Below are 19098 nucleotides of genomic sequence, written 5' to 3'. Positions count from 1 at the left end.
CCATGTACGAAGCCGTGATCGTCGATGCCATCCGCACGCCGATTGGCCGGAGAAATGGGAGCTTGAAGGACGTGCATCCGGTCGATCTGTTGGGTCACGTGTTGAAAGCTATCGTCGAGCGGAACCAGCTTCCGCCCGAGGCGGTGGACGACGTGATCGCAGGTTGTCTGACCCAGATTGGCGACCAGTCTGTGAACATCGCGCGAAACGCGTGGCTGGCCGCGGGGCTGCCCGAGTCTGTACCTGGATGCACCATTGACAGGCAGTGCGGATCGAGCCTGCAGGCCCTGCACTTTGCCGCGCAGGGGGTGATGAGCGGGGCGTATGAGATCGCGATTGCCTGCGGCGTGGAGGCCATGTCGCGCGTGCCGATGATGAGCTCGATTGGCGTCCACGGAACCCCGATGACCGAGTCGCTGGAGGCGCGCTATCACATGCGCCAGTACAACCGGTCGTTTTTCGACCAGGCACTTGGGGCAGAGCTTTTGGCGAAGGAGTGGGGATTCACGCGGGAGGACCTCGACCGGTTCGGACTCCGCAGCCACGAGCTGGCGGCCAAGGCGAGGAGCGAGGGCAGGTTCAAGAATGAAATCGTCCCGGTCCCGCTATCTCTCGCCAAAGCCACGGGGACGTTTGCGGAAGACGAGGGTATCCGCACGGACACGTCGCTCGAGAAGATGATGGCCCTGAAACCCGCGTTCCCCGATTTGGAACTCATCACGGCGGGGAATGCGAGCCAGATATCGGACGGCGCGAGCGCGGCGCTCGTCGTCCGGCGCGAGACGGCGGAGAAGCTTGGGCTGCGGCCGCGGGCGCGGTTTGTCGCGTTCAGCGTCGTGGGTGTCAACCCGGTCACCATGCTGACGGGCCCGATCCCGGCGACGCGAAAGGTGTTGCAAAGCGCCGGTCTTCGCCTCGAGGACATCGACCTGTTCGAGGTGAATGAGGCCTTCGCGCCGGTGGTTTTGGGTTGGCAAAAGGAACTTGGCGCACCGTGGGACCGCGTGAATGTACACGGTGGAGCCATCGCGCTCGGTCACCCGCTCGGGGCGACCGGCACCCGCCTCACGGCCACGCTGTTGAACGCCCTTGAACAGCGCGGGGGCCGCTATGGCCTCATGGCGATCTGTGAGGGCGCGGGCATGGCCAACGCGACCGTGATCGAACGGCTGGACGGATAAGGAGGACACACCGTGAAATTTGAGGGTAGCACGTTCATCGTCACCGGGGGCGGCTCGGGCCTCGGCGAGGCAACGGCGCGGGCATTCGCGGAAGCCGGCGCTCAGGTCATCCTTTTCGACATTCAGGAAGAGCGGGGCGAGCGCGTCGCGCAGGAGATCGGCGGGCGGTTTTTCCGCGTCGACGTGACACGCGAGGACGACGTCCGGCAGGCGGTGGACGAAGCCAGTCGGCACGGCGTGCTGCGGGGTGTGGTGAACTGCGCCGGGATCGCGCCCGCGGAAAAGGTGCTTTCGAAGCGGGGCGTGCACTCGCTCGAGACGTTCACGCGCGTCATTCAGGTCAATCTCGTGGGCACGTTCAACGTGATGCGGCTTGTCGCGGCTCGCGTTGCCGAAGCGCCCCCGCTCGAGGACGGCGAGCGCGGGGTGATCATCAACACCGCTTCCATTGCCGCGTACGAGGGGCAAATTGGCCAGGCGGCCTACTCGGCGTCCAAGGGGGGTGTCGTCGGCCTGACCTTGCCCGCGGCGCGCGAGCTTGCCGCTTACGGAATTCGCGTGGTGGCGATTGCGCCGGGCATTTTCGAGACCCCGCTGCTCATGGCCCTGCCGGAGGCCGCGCGCCAGTCGCTCGGTCAACAGGTGCCCTTTCCACAGCGCCTCGGGCGCCCAAGCGAGTACGCCCAATTGGCGCGCCACATTGTCGAAAATCCCATGCTGAACGGCGAAGTCATTCGCTTGGACGGCGCGCTGCGCATGCAACCTCGTTGACCCTCGCAGACGTGGCACAGACGAAAGGGGGCGGGTTCAGCCCGCCCCCTTTGGATGGCCGCGAGTCAGCGCCCGCGCCGCACCGGCTCGTGATGGCCCAGGTGCGTGCTTCGCACCTGCCGCAGCGTTTGGATTCGCTTCATCGCCATTTCGTCCGCTGCTCGGTGAGTGGGAATCCCCCGATCCCGCGAGAGATTGTACAGTTCGAGCATGATGTCGTAGATGCGCTCGACCTTGGCCCGAGCCCGATCTGGATGGTAACCCTCAAGCTCGTCCGCGACGTTGATCAACCCGCCTGCGTTGATGACGTAGTCGGGGGCATACAAGATCCCGCGCTCGTGAAGCATGTCCCCATGGCGCTCTTCTGCCAATTGGTTGTTTGCCGATCCCGCGACGATCTGCGCCCTGAGCGTGGGGATGGTCTCATCATTCAAGACTGCGCCCAGCGCGCACGGCGCCAGAATGTCGCATGCGGCGCTCAAGATTTCCTGCGGCGCAATGGCCTTCGCCCCGAACTCGTGGACGGCGCGCTCCACTTGCTGCGGGTTGACGTCCGCCACCACAAGCTCTGCCCCCGCTCCTCGCAGCAGGCGCGCGAGTTCGTAGCCGACGCTGCCGAGGCCCTGAATGGCGACGCGGCGCCCGGCGAGATCGTCCGTGCCATAGAGATGCTTGGCACTCGCCTGGATGCCGCGGAAGACGCCGAGGGCCGTCATGCCGCTTGGATTGCCGCTCGATCCGTAGCTCGGGGAGATGCCACACACGTAGGGCGTCTCGAGGTGAATGAGGTCCATGTCCTGAACGGTCGTCCCGACGTCTTCCGCCGTGATATACCTTCCGCCCAGGCTGTGGATGTAGCGCCCGAGGGCGCGAAACAGGGCCTCGCTTTTGTCCTTGCGCGGGTCTCCCATGATCACGGTCTTGCCGCCGCCCAAATTCAGGCCGGCCGCGGCGGCCTTGAACGTCATGCCGCGCGCCAGGCGCAGGGCATCGATGACCGCATCCTCTTCGGACGCATAGGTCCACATGCGGCAACCGCCGAGTGCCGGGCCAAGCGTCGTGTCGTGGATGGCGATCACGGCGCGAAGGCCCGAGGCCTCGTCGTAACAAAACACGACCTGTTCGTAGTCGTACTGAGCCATGCGGGTGAACAGTTCCATTGGGTCCGAGACCTCCCCCATGAGTGTGCCGTTCCGGCGGTCCTACCAGAACGATAGGGCTTCGCCTGCGAAAGTGCAAGCGCTTTCAATCAACGTCAATTGTAGCATGATTTCTGATTCAAGACTACATCTCGGCATGAAGACGGGCGATTCCGAAAACGAGATGCCGAGGTGATCGGCCGGCGGCGTGGACCGGTTGACACGAGCTTCGGGTGATGACGTGGACAGGCGCGAGAAGAGCGCTCCTTCAAGATGAGGTGAGGACGAGGTGCCTCGGGACCGCTCCGCCGTGGCCATGGTCTCGTACTTCGGAAGCGCAATCCATGGTTGTGCACGGATCCGAACGGGGGTATAATAAGCTCGATAGTGACATGTGCGGCTTATTCGCCCATGGGGCGGTGCGGACCCTGGTGCGGAGATAACGGACGGCGTGAAAGCGGATGGGGACGGGTCGGGTCGTCCGCTTGAACGCGTTCGATGCACAGAAAGACACGGCCTTGGCTTGAGCGGGCTTTTTTTTGCATGTGGAAAGGAATGCGAAAAGAGACCGGGCGACAGGTCGTGATCGTGTCGCTGAATTGATATAGATAGCAACGGAGGTGCAAAATGCCAAGATCCAGATCGAGACTTTCCATCATCCCGCTCGGCGGAGTCGGGGAGATTGGAAAGAACATGACCTTGTATTGGTACGGGCAGGACATGATCGTCGTCGACGCGGGCCTCAAGTTCCCCGACGAAGATATGCTCGGCATCGACATCGTCATTCCAGATATCACGTTTTTGGTCGAGAATCGCGAGAAAATTCGCGGCATCTTTTTGACGCACGGTCACGAGGATCACATCGGCGGACTGCCGTACGTCCTGCGCGAGATCAACGTGCCGGTCTATGGAACGCGCTTGACGCTCGGGCTCGTTGAAAACAAGCTTCGCGAAGCGGGCGTTCACGACGTCAAACTCGTCACCATGGACGGGAAGTCGCGGGTGCAGGCCGGCCAGTTCACGGTCTCGCCGTTCTACGTGAATCACAGCATTCCAGACACGGTCGGCTTTGCCATCGAGACGCCGGAAGGCATTGTGATTCACACCGGCGACTACAAGTTTGATCAGACACCCATTGACGGCCGGCACGCGGATATCCACAAGCTCGCCCAGTGGGGCGCGCGGGGCGTGCTCGCACTCGTCGGCGACAGCACGAACGCGGAGCGCCCTGGGTACACGCCGTCCGAGATGACCGTCGGCGTAAGAATTGACGAGATCATCAGCCAGGCGCCTGGGCGCGTGATCCTGTCGACGTTTGCCTCCAACATTCACCGCCTGCAGCTCATGATTCGGGCGGCTGAGCGGCATGGCCGCAAAGTGGCCATCGTCGGCCGGAGCATGGTCAACAACGTGCAGACGTCGCTGCAGCTGGGCTATCTCGAGGCACAGCCCGACACGTTGATCGATCCCGACGAGGTGAACAAACTCCCGCCCGAAAAAGTCGTCATCCTGTCGACGGGCAGCCAGGGAGAGCCCATGTCGGCCCTGACGAGGATGGCGCGGGCCGCACACCGCAAGGTGGAAATCGTGCCGGGAGATACGGTGGTCTTAGCGAGTTCGCCCATTCCAGGGAACGAGAAGTTCGTCGCCAGGACCATCGATCAGCTGTTCCGAGCGGGCGCGCACGTGATTTACCGCGGCGTGCACGCTTCGGGCCACGGTAGCCAGGAAGAGCTGAAGTGGATGTTGCAGCTGGTGAGGCCCAAATACTTTTTGCCGGTGCACGGCGAGTTTCGCATGCAGCGGATTCACGCCGACCTCGCGCTGCAGCTCGGCATTCAGCCCGACCACATCTTCATCACCGAGATCGGGGACGTGGTCGAATTCGAGGACGGCCGGGCGCGCCTGGGTGGCAAAGTGCCGGCCGGATCCGTGATGATCGACGGGCTCGGCGTGGGCGATGTCGGGAACATCGTGTTGCGCGATCGCAAGCTGCTGTCGCAAGACGGCATCCTGGTCGTGGTGGTCACGTTGTCGAAGACGACCGGCCACATCCTGTCGGGCCCCGACATCATCTCGCGCGGCTTTGTCTACGTGCGCGAGTCCGAGGCGCTTCTCGACGAGGCCAACCGCCTCGTGGAGAGCACGCTCAGCAGGCTTGTTTCGGACAACGTCAGCGAATGGTCTTCCTTGAAGACTGCTGTGCGCGATACGCTTGGGCGTTATCTGTACGAACAGACCCGGCGGCGTCCCATGATTTTGCCCATCATCATGGAGGCCTGAGCCTTCGCTTGTCAGAAGCCATCCTTCGCCAGCACGACGTGCGGCGCTGGATGGCTTTTGTGCGTTCGGCGGGTACGTGTGGAGATCGTGCTGCGGGCGCGCGCAATGCCCGCTCGTCATTCTCACCTGTCGCCTTCGTCGGTTGCCGTGGCGTATGGACCTGTGGGTCTTGGTGGATACTTTGGACGGCAGGAGGCGGATGTGAGAATGGACGCAAAGTCAGCCTACAAGGCCGTGATGCAGAGCGCAGCTCAGAACGCTGAGACCGAGGCGCCGAAGGAGACGGCATCGTCCGCGGATTCGCTCGGGACAAGCGAGCCCGCCGCCGTGATCACAGGCGACATCTACTGTCTGACGGTGATTGGGCAAATCGAGGGTCACATGGTCTTGCCCCCACAAAACAAGACCACGAAGTATGAACATGTGATTCCTCAGCTCGTTGCGGTCGAGGAGAGCGAGAAGATCGATGGTCTGCTGATCATCTTGAACACGGTCGGCGGGGACGTCGAAGCCGGCCTTGCCATTGCGGAGCTCGTCGCGTCGATGTCCAAACCCAAGGTCTCGATTGTGTTAGGGGGCGGCCATTCCATCGGCGTTCCCATCGCCGTGGCGGCGGACTATACCTTCATCGCGGAATCGGCCAGCATGACCATTCATCCCATTCGCCTGAATGGCCTGGTCATCGGCGTGCAGCAGTCGTTTGAATATCTGGAAAAAATGCAGGACCGCGTCATCCGTTTCGTCGTGGAGCACTCGCGCATTTCGGAGGACATGTTTCGGCATCTCATGCTGAACACAGGTGAAATGGCGAAGGACATTGGCACGACGGTGGTCGGAAGGGACGCTGTCAAGTACGGCTTGTGCGACGCCGTCGGTGGATTAGGGCACGCGATGCGCAAGCTGAAGGAGCTCATTCGGGAACGCAAGGAGATGGAGCAAGGCGTGCCTCTACACGCTGCTCGGCCGGGGGTGATTCAGTGATGCTTTGGACGACGCTTTCCGATCAAGAGATTTACAGTGGATGGTGGGGCGACGGTCCGCATTACGAGGAATGGACGGACGGTCATCGCACGCTCATTGTGGCGCGCGACCCACACGGCACGCCGACGCTCGTCCGCCTGATAAGCCCTGTGGCCAGCGACTACCTGCGACCCGAGTGGCAGCCCGGAGCGCGGCTGCGCTAGCGAGATTCGGCAGGAGATTCGCCGCGAGGGTCGAATCATCAGTCTAGGGAAAGGACTGGTGAGATTGGCTCGCAAACAGCAACAAAAAAACGTGCTGAAGTATGAGGTCACCGGTCTGGCCATGCTCACGGCCTGTGCACTGGCTCTCGGGCGACTCGGGCTCGTGGGCCAGTTTCTGGCTGTCGTCAGCATTTATCTTGCTGGAAGTTGGTATTTTCTCATTCCCATCCTCGTGGGCTACGCCGCCGTTTATATGATGGTGCGCAGAAGCCGGTTCGTCTGGGACGGCCGGCATCTGGGCCTTCTGATCCTGCTCTTGTGCATGCTTGCACTCATTGAGATGAACTTCTATTCGAATTTGGCGGATCAGGGGCTCCAGTCGTATTTTTGGTCGAGCGAGTGGAACGCCCTGCAGGCGCTGCGCGCTTACATTTTTCACCCTACCCCCGGCGCTCCTCCCAGCGCGGGAGGCGGGCTCATCGGCTTTTTCGTCTTTCAACTTTTGCATCTCTTGTTTAATTCGCCTCAGACGTACGAATTGGGCCCGCGCCTCGTGATCGTCGCGGGCGGGTTGATCGGCTTGGCGCTCGTGTTCCAGATTTCGCTCGTCAGCGTGATCCGCCGCGGATCGCGCTACACGGAACAAGCCCTTGACCGCATGTGGTCCAATGTTCGCCGGCAGACGGGGCAAGTGTTTCGGCGCGACAAGGATCCAGAGCCTGAGGTGGTGGAGGATGCGCCGCGGGCCTCGCGGCCTTCCGTCGTGATCGACGGGGACGTGTTGGAAGACCCTCAACACGAACCGCCGAGTGCGGAGGCGGAACCGATCATCCACGACTTCGCTGCGCGCGCGGCGCAGGCCGGCGAGAGCGACGATGGCCCGCCTTGGGAGGATCGGGGCGAACCGGTGATCGAAACGGATGTGAAGGGCCTCGTGGTCCGATTCCCGTCGAAGGCGGAGCGAAAGAAGCCGGCGAATGCGCGGGAGGCGGAACCCCAGGCGGTGGTGCCCGACTACGAAGTCGGACCCATGGTGCACGATGAATCGTACCAGCTGCCGCCGCTCACGTTGTTCGATCCGCCCTCCAGTAAGCACGCGCCGGTGGCGACGGCGAGCGTGCAGGAGAACGCACAGAAGCTCCAGGCCACGCTGCAGTCGTTCAATGTGCAGGCGCGTGTGGTCGAGATTCACCGCGGTCCCACGGTCACGCGCTACGAGATCCAGCCCGCCGCGGGCGTGAAGGTCGCGCGCGTCCTGGCGCTGCAGGACGATATTGCGCTCGCCTTGGCGGCCAAGGATATCCGCATCGAGGCGCCCGTGCCCGGGAAGTCGGTCATTGGCATCGAGATTCCGAACGACGAGATCGCCGTCGTGCGGCTGCGCGAGGTGCTCGAATCGCCAGAGTTCCAGTCTTCCTCCGCGAAGCTGGCGCTCGCGCTGGGACGGGACATCACGGGAGCGCCTATCGTCGGGGATCTGCAGAAGATGCCTCACCTCCTCGTGGCGGGCGCGACGGGCTCCGGCAAGAGCGTTTGTATCAATGGGATGATCGCGTCCTTGCTCGTGCGGGCCAAACCGCACGAAGTGAAGCTGATGATGATTGATCCCAAAATGGTCGAGCTGAGCATCTACAATGGCATCCCGCATCTGCTCACACCGGTCGTCACGGACGCCCGGCTGGCGGCGGGAGCGCTGAAGAAGATCGTTCAGGAGATGGAGAACCGGTACCGGTTGATGGCCGAGCGCGGGGCGCGCGACATCGATCGCTTCAACGAGATGGTGCGAGCGGAGGGGCTCGAGCCGCTTCCGTACATCGTCGTGATCGTCGACGAGCTGGCCGATTTGATGATGGTGGCGCCCCACGACGTCGAGGATGCCATCTGCCGGCTGGCGCAGATGGCCCGGGCCGCCGGTATTCACCTGATCGTCGCAACCCAGCGGCCGTCCGTGGACGTGATCACCGGCCTCATCAAAGCGAACATTCCGAGCCGCATCGCCTTCGCCGTCTCGTCCATGGCGGATTCGCGCACCATTCTGGACATGGGCGGGGCGGAAAAACTGCTTGGCCGCGGCGATATGCTCTATTATCCGGTTGGGGCGGCCAAGCCGACGCGCGTCCAAGGGGCCTACGTGTCCGAGCGCGAAATCGAGCGGCTCGTCGAATACGTCAAGGAACAGCAGCACGCCGTGTACACGATGGATTTGGAGAGCGCCGTGGACGATGAGCCGGAGGATGAGGCGGGACCGGAGCTTGACAGCCTGTTTATGGACGCAGTCGATCTCGTCGTGGACATGGGGCAAGCGTCGGTCTCGCTCTTGCAGCGGCGGTTTCGCATCGGATACTCGCGCGCGGCGCGCATCGTCGATCAGATGGAGCAAAGTGGAATTGTGGGCCCGTACGAAGGAAGCAAGCCGCGCGAGGTGCTGATCACGAAGGAGCAGTGGCTGCAGGCCAAGGCGTCGTTCATGCGCCAGCACCAGGCCGAGTGAGGCATACCCTCGTCCTTGGGCTCGTATACATGTCCTAGTCCAAGGTGAGGAGAGGACGACGGGTGGTGCGCCAAAAATCGTCCGTTGCACTCATGAGCGTGGCGTTTGTTGCGCTTTGTGGCTACATGGCGTTGAATCATGTGGTGTCGGAAAGACGGCTTGGCGCGGGTGTGACCCATCTCGCGGGCGCACAGCAGGCCTCGATGCCCGTTGCGGCTGCTCCATCGAATGCCGAGCTTGAAGCCATGACGGCGAGCCTCGCAGACATTCCGGGCTTGTACGATCTCGCCGTGCTGCCCGATGACCGGGGCGATGGTCAGTTTGTGGTGTCTGCCATGGCGGAAATCCAGACGCCATCCGGGGGTGTGCCGAATCCGACCGAAGCGTTTCGCGACATGCGCGCGGAGACGGACGCGTTTATGAGCGATTTGTACCTGTTGCAGGAACCCATTGCGGAGGCGGAGATCACCTTTACCGAAGGCGGAAACATCGTGGGCACTGCCGGGCTCGGCAGGACGGTCTATCACGAGTTGGCGACTCACACCGCCGGGGAAGATCTCGCCGTCGCCATGGAGGGAGAGCCGCAGGACGAAACGAATGTGACTCGCGCCTGTTGGATTGAGTTCAAGCCCCTGGCGGAGTGAGCAGAGGGATGAAACGGCAACCGTAAAACAAAGGGACGCCTACGGGCGTCCCTTTTGTCGGCTGGCGCCGTCGATGAACCGCTGCGTCACGGAGATCTGCTCTCGCCGAAATGAGCGCATGAGCGCTCGGACGACGGGCTCGTGCCCCGTGCGCAGCAGCGCATCCACGATGGTTTGAAGTGTGAAATTCTCGTCGAGCGACTCGCGCACGTGCGGGTGGTCGTCGAGATGGTCCAGCCAGCTCTCGTCGTAGTACTTGCCGCGAAGTTCGCGGTAGGCTTCTTCGTACAGGTCGTAGATATCAAACGGCGCGTCGATCTGCTCCAAATAAAAATCGAGCTGATACAGCGCTTTGGCCACGGACACGTGGTCTCCGCTCATATCCCCCACGGCGCCATCATCCTTTCGTATATCCTTATCATGTGAGAGAGAAGCGTGAAAGGCAAGAGTGGATCTGGTGCTTGGATGAGACAAGCTGATATGTAAGGTTTACAATAGGGTGAAGCGGTGCGTTCCGAAGATCGCGCAATCCAACGAAGTGAGGTGCCAAGGTGAATCGACAGTGGAGGCTAGCGGTGGCGACTTCTGCCGTCGCGGCCAGCCTCGCGGGGTGTGGAGCACCGGACCTCGCGGCGATGCGGCCGACGGTCCAAAAGTCTGCGGTACTCGTGGAGGTCGTGGGCGCGCCGCCGTTTGCGCCCTCAGCTTCACAACTGGGAACGGCAGGGGCCACCTCCGTCGAGGTGGTTCACGTTGCCCTTGGCGAATGGCAGTCTGTCGCGGCCCACGCATTGGCGAAGGGGCAATTGACAGGGGTCATGGTCGTGTGCGACGACGCGAACGCCGTCGCGTCTGGCCTCAACCAACTTGCTGCCGACCATCCCGACGTTCGCTTTCTCGTGGTCAGCAACTGGCCGGCTTCGCAAATCACCTCCGGAAACGTGGAAGACGTCGCACAGGATCCTGTGGCCGTCGCTTACAGCATTGGCGCGCTGTGCGGAGACTGGATCGCGAGCTCAACGTCGACGAGCGGAGCGGTATACAGCGGCGTGCCCAGCATCGTCTACGCGCCGCGCGGTGCGACCGTGGCTGAACAAAAAGCCTTCTTCACGGGTCTGTATCAGGCGAACCCCAATGTCCGGGTCGTCGCGCTTCCGCAGCCCGCTGCGCAGAGCCTGTCGAGCTATGGGTACGCGGTGGATTTGGGTGTGGTAGGCGGGTCTCCTGCGGCAGGGGAACTGTCGGCGCTTCGCAGTGCCGCCCCCGCCTGGGCTGCTTTTGGAACGTCGCCGATCGCTGGCTTTGCGATTTCTCCTGGCCATCTGTCGTCGTCGGAGGCCGTGCAAGCATTCCAGGCGCTCGTGTCGCCGGACGCGTGGCACTCGGGTGAGCATCTCGTGCTCGACTTGTCTTCGGTGGCCTTCGACGACAAGCAGGTGCCCGCGACCGTCATCGCGGCGTGGGCCAAGCTGGAGGTCAACGCGATCGCGGCTGCAGCGCAATCGAACGCGGCCTTCGCGTCACTGCCGCCGAGCGTGCGCTCGGACCTCGCCAATGCGTTTCATTTGTCATAGCACGGGGAAAGGTTGAGACGGTTTGGCTGAATACTATTTTCAGTACCACATTCGCCGCGATCGCCCGGGGCTGTTGGGCGATATTGCCTCACTGCTTGGCATGCTCGGGGTCAACATCGTACAATTAGCGGGAGTATCGGAGTATGGTAGAGGATTCCTCATCGAAGTCGATCGCCCGGACATCCTCGACGTGCTGAGGACCATGCTCGAGTCGATGGAAGATATTGAGGTGACGGCGCTGCGAGAGCCCACGCTCCGGGATCGGCTTGCGCTGCGCCACGGCCGTTTCATCGAACGGAGCGACACGGAGAAGCGGACGTATCGTTTCGTTCGCGACGAACTCGGCGTGTTGGTCGACTTCCTCGGGGAAATCCTGAAGCGCCCCGGCCGTCAGGTCATTGGTGTGCGGGGTCAGCCTCGCGTCGGAAAGACGGAGGCGGTGGTTGCGGCGAGCGTCTATGCGAATAAGCGCTGGCTGTTTGTGTCCTCCACGCTGTTGAAACAGACCATCATGCGCGAGCTTCCGTCCGCGACGTTTCGCGCGGAGCCGTTTGTCTACATCATCGACGCGGCGGTTTCGGTGATGCGGGGCGGCGAGGAGCACATGCGCTGCGTGGAGGAGATCCTCCGCATGAAGGCGCCCGTCGTGATCGAACACCCGGACATTTTTGTTCGCCGGACCCGTTACACGTGGGACTTGTTTGACATGTTGATCGAATTGCGCCGAGATCCTCAGGAAGAAATTCGCTATGATATGTTCGAAGACGAAGCGTCCACGTGGGCTCAGGAATAGATACGCCAGTTGACAAAGGGAGGGCGACGCGTGCACGAGCAGTTGGGCCAAGTTCTGCGCGCCAAGCGCGAATCGCTCGGACTCACGATCGAAGATATCGAGGAGCGGACGAAAATTCGCAAGCGGTATATCGAGGCGTTGGAGTCGGGGCAGTGGGACGTGCTTCCCGGGCGTGTCTACGCGCGCGGCTTTGTGCGTAGCTACGCTGAAGTTCTCGGGCTCGACGGAAGCGAGCTCTTGGATAAGTATGTGGATGCAAATGGCGCTGGCGCTGCGCCGACGTCGAAAGTGGAGCCAACCGCCTCGCGAAGCGAAGGGGGAAGCGCGGATCGAAAGCCAGCGGCGAGGATGGTCGAGCCGCGATCGCTGAACGAAATCGAGCGGACGCGAGCGCGCGCTCAGGCGCGCCCGGAACCTCCTCGGCGCGAGGTCTACGACCGGCCTGTCCGATCCGTCGGTTCCTGGGTGGGACAGGGAGCCCTCATTGTGGGTGCGCTCGTGGTGGTCGGTGGGCTGTACGTGCTGTTGCACCATCACCATGGCCCAGCGACGCGCGGAAACCAGACCCAGGTGACGACAACGTCGAAACAAACCCAGCCCACGAAGCCGGCGGCGCACCCTTCGTCGCCGACGCATAAGACCACGCATCCGGTCCAAGCCACACAGCCCGTGGCGGTGGTGGCGATGCCGTACGCCAATGGGATGTACACCTACAAGGTGCTTCATGCCAGCCAGCTGCAGGTGACCGTCACGGTGAATTCTGGGGAGTTGTGGTTCAGCGCGACCGCGGACGGCCAGGCTGTCGCGCCAAACGTCATCTTGAACCAGGGGCAGTCGAAGACGTTCTCGGCGAAGGATAACGTGACGTTCCACTTGGGCCACGTGCAAGGCGTGTCCATCACGGTGGATGGGCAGCCCGTCCAACTGCCCAACATCACGTGGGCGCCGGTGGTCGTGATCGAGCGAGGATGACCCGACGCCATCTGAGGCGTACACTGGTGGTAGAGGAGCGGGAAGCATGGCGAAAGAGGCTTCTTTTGACATTGTGTCGAAGGTGGATTTGCAGGAGGTGTCAAACGCCGTTCAACAGGCGCGGCGGGAGATCGAGACGCGGTTCGATTTTAAGGGCTCCAAAAGTGAAATCCGTCTGGAGGGCGAGAAACTCACGCTCATTTCGGACGACGAGTACAAGCTGGAACAGCTGATGGACGTGCTGCAGACGAAGCTCGTCAAACGAAATGTTTCGCTCAAGGCGTTGCGGCCTGGCAAAGTCGAGCCGGCCGCGGGTGGCACGGTTCGCCAGGTCGTCGATCTCGTCAATGGGATTGACGCCGAACACGCCAAACAGATCACGAAGCTCATCAAGGACTCGAAAATCAAGGTCCAGGCGCAAATTCAGGGCGATCAAATCCGCGTCTCCGGCAAGAGCCGCGATGACCTTCAGGCGGTCATCCAGATGCTGCGCAACGCGGAGTTGGATGTGCCGCTTCAGTTCACGAATTATCGCTCGTAGACGCGTGCCAGTGTGCAAATCGGACAAGAGGGGCGTGGGCCATTGAATCTGGCGAATCGGATTACGCTGGCCAGAATTCTGTTGGTGCCTGTTGTCTGCGTGATCCTGTTGGTCCCGTTTCACATCGGTTCGGTGACGTTCCACGGGCAGACCACGACCGCGAATGAGGCACTGGCTTCGTTCGTGTTTATCGCGGCGGCGGCCACGGACGCCTTGGACGGGCGGATTGCGCGTAAAAGAAATCTGATCACCAATTTCGGCAAGTTTCTCGATCCACTCGCGGATAAGCTGCTGGTTTCGGCCGTGCTGATTATCTTGGTGCAGATGCAGCGGATGCCGGCCTGGGTCGCGATTGTCATCATCAGCCGCGAGTTCGCGGTCACGGGCTTGCGGCTCATCGCGGCAGGCGACGGCGTGGTGGTGGCGGCGAGCCAGTGGGGCAAGTGGAAGACCACTGCTCAGATGGTCGGCATTGTGCTGTTGATCTTGAACAACTTTCCGTTTTCCGTCATCAACGTTCCCGTCGCCCAGGTGATGATCTACGTCATGGCGATGATGACCGTCGTATCGGCCATCGACTATTTTATGAAAAATCGCGAGATGATTTTGTCGCGCGCCTCATGACGCGCTGGCAAAGATGGAGAGGGTGGCTGTGGCCGTGGCTGAAGTTTGCCGCGCCGAGTTGATTGCGGTCGGCACGGAAATCGTCATTGGGCAGATCCATAACGGGCACGCCCGCGAGATTTCGCAGGAACTTGCCAAGCACGGGATGTACGTGTACTATCACAGTGCGGTAGGAGACAACGAGGCGCGGATTATGGAAACGTTCTCCATTGCATCGCGGCGGTCAAACGTCGTGATCGCGACGGGAGGACTGGGGCCGACGCAGGACGACCTGACGAAGGAAGCCCTGGCGAAGTTCCTGGGTAGGCGGCTTGTGCTTTCTCAGGAGGCGCTCGCGGACGTCGAGGCTTACTTTCAACGACGAGGACGGCCTATGCCGGAGCAGAATCGGAAACAAGCGCTGGTCATCGAGGGCGGCGAGTGGCTTCCGAACCCGAACGGCACGGCTCCGGGACAGTACGTGTTCGACAACGGCGTGCATTACTTTCTTCTTCCGGGTCCGCCCCTCGAAATGCGTCCCATGCTGCAAAATCACGTGATTCCTCGCCTGGTCGACCACTTTGGCGGTTCGCGCAAGTTGGTTTCCCGGATTCTCCATTTCTGTGGCATCGGCGAGTCGGACGTGGACGCGAACATCGCCGATTTGACATGCAAGGACAACCCGACTGTCGCTCCTTACGCCGGCGAAGGCGAAATGGTGCTTCGAATCACGGCGTCTGGGCCGACGACAGAGGCTTGTTGGGATCTGATCCGCCCTGTCGAGGAAGAGCTGCGCAGGCGGTTTGGTCGATTCATCTACGGCGTGGATGACGATTCGCTGGCCTCCGTCGTCTTGACGCGGCTCAACGCCACAGGTTCCACGCTGGCGACGGCGGAAAGCTGTACAGGCGGCATGTTGGCCGAGATGATCACGGACGTGCCCGGCAGTTCGTCCGCGTTTGTGGGCGGTGTTGTGGCTTACGACAATCGGGTGAAGGCGTCCGCGGTCGGCGTCCGCGCCGAGACGCTGGCGGCCCATGGCGCCGTGTCAGAGCCGACGGCGCGCGAGCTCGCTGAAGGCGTGCGCGAGCGGCTGGGTGCCACCTATGGCATCGGGATCACGGGGATCGCGGGCCCCGGTGGAGGGACGCCCGAGAAGCCTGTGGGCCTCGTGTACATCGCGGTGGCTGGTCCGCGAGGCACGCGCGCGTACGAACTCAGGCTGCACGGGTCCCGCGCACAAATTCGCATTCGCAGCTGCAAACAGGCGCTGTGGAGACTGTGGCAGGAGTTGAATGGAGATTCTGTTGCGGGAGCAGACACACAGACAGGCAGAGGAGAGAAAGGTTGAGAGTATGTCATCGTTTGAGTCTTTTGGGTTGAACCGCCGCATTCTGCAGGCGATTCACGATATGGGGTTTGAAGAACCTTCGCCGATTCAGGCGGCCTGCATTCCTGTGGTCCTCGAGGGCCGGGATGTCATCGGCCAAGCGCAGACGGGTACGGGTAAGACGGCCGCCTTCGGCATTCCGCTCGTGGAGCGCGTCTCCACGGAGCCGCGGGTGCAAGCCATCGTGCTCACGCCCACCCGCGAGTTGGCCATCCAGGTGGCTGGAGAAATCCGTAAAATCGCAAAGTACAAGCGCGTTCGATCCGTGCCGATTTACGGCGGGCAGTCCATCGTGCACCAGATCCGCGCGTTGAAGCAAGGGGTGCAGATCGTCATCGGCACACCCGGGCGCGTCTTGGATCACATCCATCGCGGCACTTTGTCGCTCAGCGATGTGCGCATGGTGGTGCTGGACGAAGCCGACGAGATGCTCGACATGGGCTTCATCGAAGACATCGAGGCCATCTTGCGCGAGACGCCGTCGGATCGCCAAACCATGTTGTTCTCCGCCACCTTCCCGAACGAGGTCAAGCGGCTCGCCCTGCGCTACATGCGGGAGCCGCAACACATCACGGTCAATCGCGGCGAGGTCACCGTCCCGCAGATCGATCAGGTCTGCTACAAGGTGTTGGAGCGCAACAAGCTGGACAGCCTCTGCCGCATCGTGGACAGCGAGGACATCCAGCTGGGGATTATTTTCTGCCGGACGAAGCGCGGCGTGGACGATCTCGTCGAGGCCCTGTTGGCGCGCGGGTACCTCGCGGATGGGTTGCACGGCGATCTCAGCCAAGCGCAGCGCGATCGCGTCATGCGGAAGTTCCGGAAGAACGAGATTGAGCTTCTCGTGGCAACGGACGTCGCCGCCCGCGGGCTCGACGTGGACGACGTGACGCATGTCATCAACTACGACGTGCCGCAGGACCCAGAATCGTACGTGCATCGCATCGGCCGTACGGGCCGGGCTGGCAAGCGAGGACTGGCCATCACCCTCGTCACGCCGCGGGAGTACAAACTGCTGAAGCAAATCGAGCGAGAGATCAAGCAGAAGATCACCGTGCGGGAAGTGCCGTCGCTGGAAGATGTGGCGGAGCGCCAGGCGGAGATGTGGAGAAGCAAGATTGTGGATGTGATTCGCGAAGGCGGGCTCGCGCCGTACCGCGCCATCTTGGCTGGGCTGGTCGACGAATATGATCCCATCGACATCGCGTCGGCGCTTCTCAAACTCGCGTCCGCTGGAGAGGGGACGCACACCGAGTCCGACGAATACGACTTTGGCGACACCGGGGCGCGGCCGGGCATGGTGCGATTCTTCGTGAACGTCGGGCGGACAGCCCGCATGAGTCCGCAGGACTTTGTCCGCGCGATTTCCGAAGAAGCGGGCGTGCCGGGCGACGCGGTCGGGCGCATCGATATGTTCGAGAAGTTCAGCTTTATCGAGGTGGAAGAAGAAAGCGCGCCGTTCGTCTACGAGGCGCTGCGCCAAAGCCGAATCAATGGCACCAGGGTCAATTTGGAACCTGCGAAGCCGCGTTCGTCGCGCCGATGAGCCATGCACGTACAGTCGAGAGCCGGACACTTGCGTGTCCGGCTCTCGCTGTGAGGGGGAACCACGCTTGATGGCGAACGTGTGTTTGCTTTTTTCGCGGGAGCGTGTACAATCGGATCGAAGGATTCCTGCGAGCACTCGCGAATAGGTTCCCATGTTCGGGAGCAGGCGGAGAAGAAGCTCACGGGCAGACGCTCTTGAAGAATCTCGAGGGATGGTGTGTCATGGGAGACAAAAAGGCGGCATTGGAACAGGCCTTGCGGAAAATTGAGAAGGAATTTGGAAAAGGATCCATCATGCGCCTCGGGGAAGCCGCGGCGATGACGGTGGAGACCGTTCCCACAGGTTCCATTGCCCTCGATATCGCGCTCGGCGTTGGAGGCTTGCCTCGGGGGAGGATTGTGGAAATCTACGGGCCTGAGTCGTCGGGCAAGACGACGGTGGCGCTGCACGTCGTCGCGGAAGTTCAGAAGTTGGGCGGACAGGCGGCGTTCATTGACGCGGAGCACGCGCTGGACCCGGTGTATGCGCAAAAGCTCGGTGTCAATATCGACGAACTTCTCATCTCTCAGCCTGACACGGGCGAACAGGCGCTCGAAATCGCGGAGGCCTTGGTGCGGAGCGGCGCTGTCGACGTGATCGTCGTGGATTCTGTCGCAGCTCTGGTTCCAAAGAACGAGCTTGAGGGAGACATGGGGGACTCCCACGTCGGACTTCAGGCGCGATTGATGTCGCAGGCGCTTCGCAAATTGGCGGGTGCCATCAGCAAATCGAAGACCATCGCCATCTTCATCAACCAGATTCGCGAAAAGGTCGGCGTCATGTTTGGAAACCCCGAGACCACGACGGGCGGACGGGCGCTGAAGTTCTACGCGTCTGTTCGGTTGGAAGTGCGGCGGGTGGAGGCCATCAAGCAGGGCAACGACGTCGTGGGTTCGCGCACGCGCATCAAGGTGGTCAAAAACAAGGTGGCTCCGCCGTTTCGCCAGTGCGACGTCGACATCATGTTTGGCGAAGGGATTTCGCGGGAAGGCAGCCTGATCGATATCGCCACCGAGATCGACGTCATTCAGAAGAGCGGTGCATGGTACTCGTACGGCGAAGAGAGGCTCGGACAAGGCCGTGAAAATGCCAAGCAATTCCTAAAGGAGCATCCTGAGATTGCAGAGCAAATCGAAGCGGCGGTTCGCGAGTATTTCCACGTGAACGCGGCGAAGCCGCTTGTTGCTGCGGCGGCGGAGGATGCGGACGATGAGGCCTTCGACGAATTTGACACCTTCTGACGAGGACGCCATGGTTCTCGTGCGCGGTTCGGAAGCCCCGGGCAAATGGCGGCCGTTGATCTACGTCGAGTTCGACGGAGCCGCACCACTCTATCTGACGGCAGAGGACTGGGTAGATTGCGGACTGAAGGCGGGCATGAGGATCTCGCGTGCGAAGTACGTAGATCTCGAGCGACGAGCGCAGGTGGCCATGGCGCTGCGCGATGCGCTGCGGCTTATCGAGGCGCGGCCGCGTTTTGAGGGCGAACTGAGGCGCGCATTGCGGAGAAAGGGCTGGGAGGTCGAGCAGGTGGACGAAGCGCTCTCGTGTTTGCGCCGGCAGGGCCTTCTTGACGATGAGCGGCTCGTGCGAGATCAGGTGGACGCTTGGGCGGATCAACGGAGTCGCCTGGAAATTCGGGCGAAACTTCGTTCGCGAGGGGCCCCGGAGGACCTGGTTCTGCAATCGCTCCAAGACCAAGTCGGCGACGCCCGGGAAAAGGAGACGGCCGTGCGGCTGGCCGAGAAATACGTGCGCCAGCGGGTTCGAGACCTGTCCACGTGGGATCCGCGCCGGGGTATGGCTTACCTCGTGCGGAAGGGGTTCTCCCCCTCGCTTGCGCGCGAGGCGGTGCGCGAAGCCGTCAAGCGATTTGCCGACGAAGCGCGCGAGGTGGAGGGCTGAGGGCCTTTTCTTGACACCGTTTTGAAACAACACGTAGAA

At 61.9% G+C, this 19098-nt stretch carries 18 protein-coding genes; 16 read left to right on the top strand and 2 right to left on the bottom strand.

Annotation, left to right across the window (positions count from 1 at the left end; translation table 11 throughout):
• Positions 1-2 precede the first annotated feature (2 nt).
• Both BW934_RS08430 and BW934_RS08425 read left to right on the top strand, forming a co-directional pair.
• Positions 3-1181 carry a thiolase family protein gene (locus BW934_RS08430; RefSeq protein ID WP_076347057.1) on the top strand — a complete coding sequence of 393 codons (1179 nt, stop codon included), beginning with the start codon at positions 3-5 and terminating at the stop codon, positions 1179-1181.
• A gap of 12 nt (positions 1182-1193) precedes the next feature.
• Entirely contained in the window at positions 1194-1952 is a 759-nt protein-coding gene (locus BW934_RS08425; RefSeq protein ID WP_076347055.1) for a 3-hydroxyacyl-CoA dehydrogenase, read from the top strand.
• 65 nt (positions 1953-2017) lie between these two features.
• Here BW934_RS08425 and BW934_RS08420 read toward each other — a convergent pair whose 3' ends face one another.
• Complete coding sequence (locus tag BW934_RS08420; protein WP_076347053.1) at positions 2018-3112, bottom strand: Leu/Phe/Val dehydrogenase; 1095 nt, start codon at positions 3110-3112, stop codon at positions 2018-2020.
• Positions 3113-3718: 606 nt separating this feature from the next.
• Here BW934_RS08420 and BW934_RS08415 point away from each other — a divergent pair.
• The 5 genes from BW934_RS08415 (at position 3719) to BW934_RS08395 (ending at position 9693) form a co-directional block, all read left to right on the top strand.
• Entirely contained in the window at positions 3719-5374 is a 1656-nt protein-coding gene (locus BW934_RS08415; RefSeq protein WP_076347051.1) for a ribonuclease J, read from the top strand.
• 207 nt (positions 5375-5581) lie between these two features.
• Complete coding sequence (locus BW934_RS08410) at positions 5582-6355, top strand: ClpP family protease (protein ID WP_076347049.1); 774 nt, start codon at positions 5582-5584, stop codon at positions 6353-6355.
• On the top strand, positions 6355-6558 hold the full coding sequence (locus BW934_RS08405; RefSeq protein WP_076347047.1) for a YlzJ-like family protein: 204 nt from the start codon (positions 6355-6357) through the stop codon (positions 6556-6558). The genes BW934_RS08410 and BW934_RS08405 overlap by 1 nt, the downstream gene beginning before the upstream one ends.
• A 64-nt stretch (positions 6559-6622) precedes the next feature.
• Positions 6623-9049 (top strand): FtsK/SpoIIIE family DNA translocase, encoded by a 2427-nt coding sequence (locus tag BW934_RS08400; protein ID WP_076347045.1) that lies wholly within the window; start codon positions 6623-6625, stop codon positions 9047-9049.
• A gap of 62 nt (positions 9050-9111) precedes the next feature.
• On the top strand, positions 9112-9693 hold the full coding sequence (locus BW934_RS08395) for a hypothetical protein (RefSeq protein WP_076347043.1): 582 nt from the start codon (positions 9112-9114) through the stop codon (positions 9691-9693).
• Between the two features lie 39 nt (positions 9694-9732).
• On the opposite strand, the gene BW934_RS08390 is transcribed toward BW934_RS08395, so the two are convergent.
• Positions 9733-10074: a hypothetical protein gene (locus BW934_RS08390; protein WP_234969695.1), complete on the bottom strand. Its 342-nt coding sequence runs from the start codon at positions 10072-10074 to the stop codon at positions 9733-9735.
• 170 nt (positions 10075-10244) lie between these two features.
• Between BW934_RS08390 and BW934_RS08385 the strand changes: the two genes are divergently transcribed.
• From BW934_RS08385 to BW934_RS08345, 9 genes are all read left to right on the top strand, one after another.
• Complete coding sequence (locus tag BW934_RS08385; protein WP_076347039.1) at positions 10245-11267, top strand: hypothetical protein; 1023 nt, start codon at positions 10245-10247, stop codon at positions 11265-11267.
• Positions 11268-11289: 22 nt separating this feature from the next.
• The gene (locus tag BW934_RS08380) at positions 11290-12060 is read left to right on the top strand and encodes a DUF3388 domain-containing protein (RefSeq protein WP_076347037.1); all 771 of its coding nucleotides are present in this window, start codon (positions 11290-11292) and stop codon (positions 12058-12060) included.
• Between the two features lie 30 nt (positions 12061-12090).
• Entirely contained in the window at positions 12091-13032 is a 942-nt protein-coding gene (locus BW934_RS08375) for a helix-turn-helix domain-containing protein (protein ID WP_076347035.1), read from the top strand.
• A 46-nt stretch (positions 13033-13078) separates the two neighbouring features.
• Positions 13079-13573, top strand: coding sequence for a YajQ family cyclic di-GMP-binding protein (locus BW934_RS08370; protein ID WP_076347033.1), 495 nt, complete (start codon positions 13079-13081; stop codon positions 13571-13573).
• Positions 13574-13615: 42 nt separating this feature from the next.
• Positions 13616-14197: a CDP-diacylglycerol--glycerol-3-phosphate 3-phosphatidyltransferase gene (gene pgsA / locus BW934_RS08365; RefSeq protein WP_076347031.1), complete on the top strand. Its 582-nt coding sequence runs from the start codon at positions 13616-13618 to the stop codon at positions 14195-14197.
• Between the two features lie 28 nt (positions 14198-14225).
• The gene (locus BW934_RS08360) at positions 14226-15527 is read left to right on the top strand and encodes a competence/damage-inducible protein A (protein ID WP_084182543.1); all 1302 of its coding nucleotides are present in this window, start codon (positions 14226-14228) and stop codon (positions 15525-15527) included.
• 4 nt (positions 15528-15531) lie between these two features.
• A complete protein-coding gene (locus BW934_RS08355; protein WP_076347027.1) occupies positions 15532-17112 on the top strand; it encodes a DEAD/DEAH box helicase in 1581 nt (526 codons plus the stop codon).
• Positions 17113-17336: 224 nt separating this feature from the next.
• Positions 17337-18395 carry a recombinase RecA gene (recA, locus tag BW934_RS08350; RefSeq protein ID WP_076347025.1) on the top strand — a complete coding sequence of 353 codons (1059 nt, stop codon included), beginning with the start codon at positions 17337-17339 and terminating at the stop codon, positions 18393-18395.
• Positions 18364-19059, top strand: a complete 696-nt coding sequence (locus BW934_RS08345; RefSeq protein ID WP_076347023.1) for a regulatory protein RecX — start codon at positions 18364-18366, stop codon at positions 19057-19059. The genes recA and BW934_RS08345 overlap by 32 nt, the downstream gene beginning before the upstream one ends.
• The last annotated feature ends 39 nt before the right edge of the window (positions 19060-19098 follow it).

This window comes from Alicyclobacillus vulcanalis (assembly GCF_900156755.1).
Taxonomy (GTDB): domain Bacteria; phylum Bacillota; class Bacilli; order Alicyclobacillales; family Alicyclobacillaceae; genus Alicyclobacillus; species Alicyclobacillus vulcanalis.
Note: the sequence above shows the minus strand (reverse complement) of the source record. Positions and strands in the feature narration are given on the sequence as shown.